At 48.8% G+C, this 4760-nt stretch carries 1 protein-coding gene; it reads right to left on the bottom strand.

What is annotated here, in order from left to right:
• A partial coding sequence (locus tag AOQ29_RS06120) for a beta strand repeat-containing protein (RefSeq protein WP_061993611.1) occupies positions 1-4760 on the bottom strand: 4760 nt, incomplete at both ends.

The following is a 4760-nucleotide window of genomic DNA, read 5'->3' as shown; positions in this document are numbered from 1 at the left end:
CTGGCTTGCGCCGCCTGATTTTGCTGGTCAAAGCTCTGACTAGCAGGAGTATAAATCTTCTGCAAGGCCGTAATCCCGTCACTTTGGGCCTTTGATGCTTGGGCCACGGTTGTGGCGGAAGCAATATTAGCAAGAACGTTTGTTAACGTTTGGTTAATTTGACTAACTTGGGCATCTTGCCCAGTAGCGCCGGACTTTGTTAACGAGGTATCCTTCTGAACCTTAGCAATTTCCGTATTGGCTGTCGTTGTGACGGCGTTACGAGCCTGAGCCTGGTTGACTTGGAGGGTCAAATTGGTAAAGGTGGTCAAACCACTCTTACCAAGGGCCACCAAGGTATCGGCATCAGGGGCATTCGTAATCTGAGTCTGCAAGGCAGTTTCAGCCTGGGTAATCGCTTGGTCCAAAGCTGACTGTTCATTGGCTAAGATTGGTTTAGCACTTTCAGTCGCAGCCAGTGCTTGGACGCGGCTGTTATACCAATTCTGTAGGTTTTGACGTTGTTCTTCCAAGTTATCTGCTTGGTGAACGTCCGTGACAGCCTTCGTAACGACGGGGATGATTGTATTCAAATCAACCGCCTTGTTGGCACCGCTAATTTGATTGGTTCCGGACAAGAGCGCGTTATCCAACTGAGCAACCTGACTAGCTTTGACAGCACTCGTCAAGGATGGATCGGTATTAATCGCTTTTTTAACCTCTTCATAGGTTGCTTTCAAGGCAGCCTTAGCCTGGTTTTGTTGGTCACTAAAGGAGGTTGGGTTAGTCTGATAGACCTTGTTCAAGGCCGTCAGAGCCGTTTGCAACTTATCAGCCAAATCCTGAGCATTCAAAGCCCCATCTAAGTCGGTCAAAGCTTGACTAGCAATCTTACTGTTAGAAGCAGTCTGATCATCAATCATTTGCTGACTCAAAGAGTTATCAATATTAATTTTTCCTTGGACAGTCTTGGTCAACGCCTGGATTTGAGCCTTGGCGCTCGCCTTTTGTTGGTCCAAAGTTTGGTCAACTGAGGCGCCGACACCATCATCTGACTTCCGGTCATTTTGCAGAGCATTCTTACCGTAGTTCAAGATGTTTAAGATAATTTGACCAGTGGTTGCTGAATCGTTTCCAGCAGTATCAAGTTCACCTTGGTACTTGGCTAAGTCTGAAATTAAGAGGGCCTGACGGGCAGCCTTACTGGTATTAACCAGGTTATTATCCCCAGCCACAGCACTACTCAACTGATCTTTCAGGTCAGAGAGAGCCTGCTTGGCTTGAGTAACTTGGTCGCTAATCTTTAGCCCAGGGACATGGTTGCCATCAATGGCTTTAATTTGAGCCGTTTTAACATCCAAAATGTTCTGAGCCGTAATCGCATTGGCCAAGGCGGCATTAGCAGCCAAAAGGGTCTGGTCGACAGCCTTCAACTGGCTTTGCCGTTGGTCGTTAGTCAAGGTCTGATCCGCAACAATCGCGTTATAAACCGTATCATGCTCAGTTTGGAAGGCCTCCTTGGCCGCTTGCCACTGAACTTGAACATCCTCGGCCACCTTGTGTTGGGCCTGAATTGCAGTTGTTTGGCTAGCTTGTTGGTCAAAGATAGCCTGGGCATCGGCCGCTTGGTCGATAGCCGTGTGACCAGCTGCCAAAGGATTCGCCACGTCTTGGCGCTGAGCTGCCTTGGCTTCATCAGTCAGACTCTTATCATCTGTAATCGTTTGCAAAACTTGGTTGGCAACCGTATCAAGGGCACCCTTGGCGTTATCACGCTGGAGTTCGAGTGTTGAGCCAGCCACGTGCAAACTTTGAATCTTATCAATGGCGGTTTCTTTGACACCAATGATTTGTTGGGCCGTCGTCGCGTTACTAAATGGCAAGTCCAAGGTCAACAAATAAGCCTTGATATTATCTTCTTGGGTAATTCGTTCGGCCTTAGTCAACGTTGGGTCGGCTTCAATTCCGGCCTGAACATCGTCGGACTTAGTCGCCACCGCTGCCTTCGCAGCAGCAATTTGGTCGGCAATTGGGTCACCGACAACAAATTGCTTGTTAATATCAATGTTTCCCTGGTTCTTGGCGTCTAAGATTGCCTGAGCAGTAGTAGCTGAGTCAATCTTTTGGTTAACAGACGTCAACGTTGACGTCACATTCGCCACTTCTGTCGTGATTTGAGCCGTGTTTAGGGTTGGTTCAGCCGCAATGTTCTTTTGAACTTGGGTAGCCGTAAGACCTGTGTCCTTCTTAGCTGCAGCCTTCTGATCGTCTAAGCTCAAACCAACCGTGTGGTCAGCCAAGAGGTCACTCTGGGCCTTGCTGGTCACATCAACAACTGCTTGAGCAAAGGTTTGGGCGGTAACCTTATCTGTGTAAGACTTCAGGGTCGCTGCTAAGGCAGCCTTTTGGGTCGCCTTGTCAGCATCAGTCAAGGTTGGATCGGCATCGATAGCCGCCCATACACCAACAGGATTCGTGTCGCTACCGGCGTATTGGTTCAAGTCCGCAATCTTTTGAGCCTGCTGGGTCGCTAATGGCGTCCCGGTGACGTGGTCAGTGGTCAAAGTCCCATTCCAAGCCTGTTGCGCGGCAATAATAGCATCGGCATCGGCAGCATTATTAATAGCTGTCGCTGCTTGACTTAAGTCACCATCAATCTTGGCCCGTTGGTTCACCTGGTCCGCCGTCAAAAGCGTTGGGTCCTTGGTAACGTCAGTCTTAGTCGTCTTAGCAGTCAAAGCCAAAGCAGCATTTGCTGCAGCCTTTTGCGTTGCCAAATCAACACCTGGTTGGTGACTACCATCAACATTCGTCACAGCGGCATTATAGGCATCCAAGACAGCTTGGGCAGAGCTAGCCTTTTGCAAGGCAGTAATGCCCTGGTCATGGGCCGTTTGGGCCGCCGTTTTTTGACTGGTCTTAGCAGAGCTAGTCAAAGTTTTATCAGCATCAATATTGCCCTGAATGGTTGTCAATTCTTGGTCTAATTGACCTTGGTAAGTCGTACTTTGTTGGTCAACCGTTTGGCTGTTGGCCTTGTGCAAGTCGTAAATGCTATTGCGAGCATTCGTCAATGCATCCGCGATTGCCTGAGCATCTGGTGTCTGGTTATCGGCCAAGGCCGCCTGACCAGCTTGAACAGCTGCGGTGACCTGGGCTCTTTGCGCCTGCTTTTGGGCATTGGTCAAGGTTTGATCAATAGCAATCAAAATATTGGTACCCTGAGCAGCCGTAGCCAAGGCGTTTAAGGCACTTGTCCGTTGAGCTGTAAGGGTTGCACCAACAACAAAGGTCGCATTATCCGCTGTTTGTCCAGCGGCCAAGTAATCTTCAACTTGTTGGGCTGTCGTCGCATTTTGGATGTTCGAGTCAGCCTTGTTATAAGCTGCATCCAAATTACCTTGCTGGGTTGCCTTAGTCGCATTGGTTAGGGTTTTTTCAGCATTGATGGCAGCCTTAACATCATCATGGTTCGATAATAAGGTAGCCCGGGCATTGATAATTTGCTGAGCTAGGCTGACGGTATTAACTTGGTGTTGGTTATCAATATTAAGTTTTCCGGCGGTTTGCAACTGCGAAATGGTCTGAGCATCAGTTACAGTGTCGGCTTGAATATTACTGATGGCCTTATCTAAGGTCGTTCCCACGTTAGCTTGTTGAGCTGCAATGGCAGCGTTATCCAAGGTTGGGTCAGCCGCAATGGCAGCCTTAATTTGATCGGCTTCTGTCTTCAAATTCTGAACAGCAGTTGCCTTTTGTTGCTGGATGGTATCACCCGTCTGGTGGTCGGAATCAACCTTGCTGATGGCGGCAGCCAAAGCCTGGTTAATGGTATCAGCAGTCGTCGCCTTGTTAATGTTGGCCTTACCAGCGTCAAGGTCGGTTGCGACATCAGCCTTTTGCTTGGTCTTTTGGTCATCAGTTAGCTGACCATCTGCATCGATAGCATCTGAAACCTTACCAGCCTCTGTTGTTAAGCTAGCAATAGCGGTTGATTGTTGGCCCGTCACCGCTTGGCCGGCTTGGTGGGCCTGAGAAATATCACTAGTAGCTTGGTTTTTATCAGCTTCAATTTGAGCGGCCTGGGTGTCCGCATTAATCTTAGCCAAAGCATCCTTGACGATTTGATTAACTTTAGCCTTTTGGGCATCCTTGGTTGCTTGGTCCAAGGTTGGATCATTTTGGATTGCCTGGTTTGTTTGAGTTCCAGCCCCACTGACAGCCGTGTTGGCAGCGCTTTGTTGACCATCAACGGCTTGGCCTGGGGTATGGTTTGTAGCCAAAACAGCCTTAACATCCGCGATTAAATTCTTAATCGTTTCGGCGTTTTGTGCGTCAGTAATTTTGTCCGTGATCGCTTTCGCAGCAGTCGTAACGGCATCTGTTTGACTTTGAACCGCTGATACCGTCAACGTTGGGTCATTTGAAATATCCGTGATAACTGCTTGCGCAGCATCGGAAACTTGACTATCTGCGGCCTTTTTCTGGTCAGCTAGCGCTGTACCAGGTGTATAGGTGATGGTTTGTAAGCCGGCTGCTAAAGCATCGGCAATCGTCTGGGCATTTGGTGTTTTATCACTGCTCAACGAATCCTTAGCAGCCTGGTAAGACTGGGCCAACGTAGCGGCTTGGGTCTGTTCCTCACTAATGAGAAGGGTTGGATCGGCCGCTAATGAGTTCAGTGTCTTATTATAGGCAGACGTTAACTGGTCTTGAGCAGCTTGGCGTTGCGTTTTCAGGTCAGCTGCTGGCTGATGAGCATTTTGCAAAGACTGTTGGTC

The organism is Fructobacillus ficulneus (assembly GCF_001047075.2).
Taxonomy (GTDB): domain Bacteria; phylum Bacillota; class Bacilli; order Lactobacillales; family Lactobacillaceae; genus Fructobacillus; species Fructobacillus ficulneus.
The sequence above is the reverse complement of the archived record's forward strand: the minus strand, read 5'-3'. Positions and strand labels throughout refer to the sequence as shown.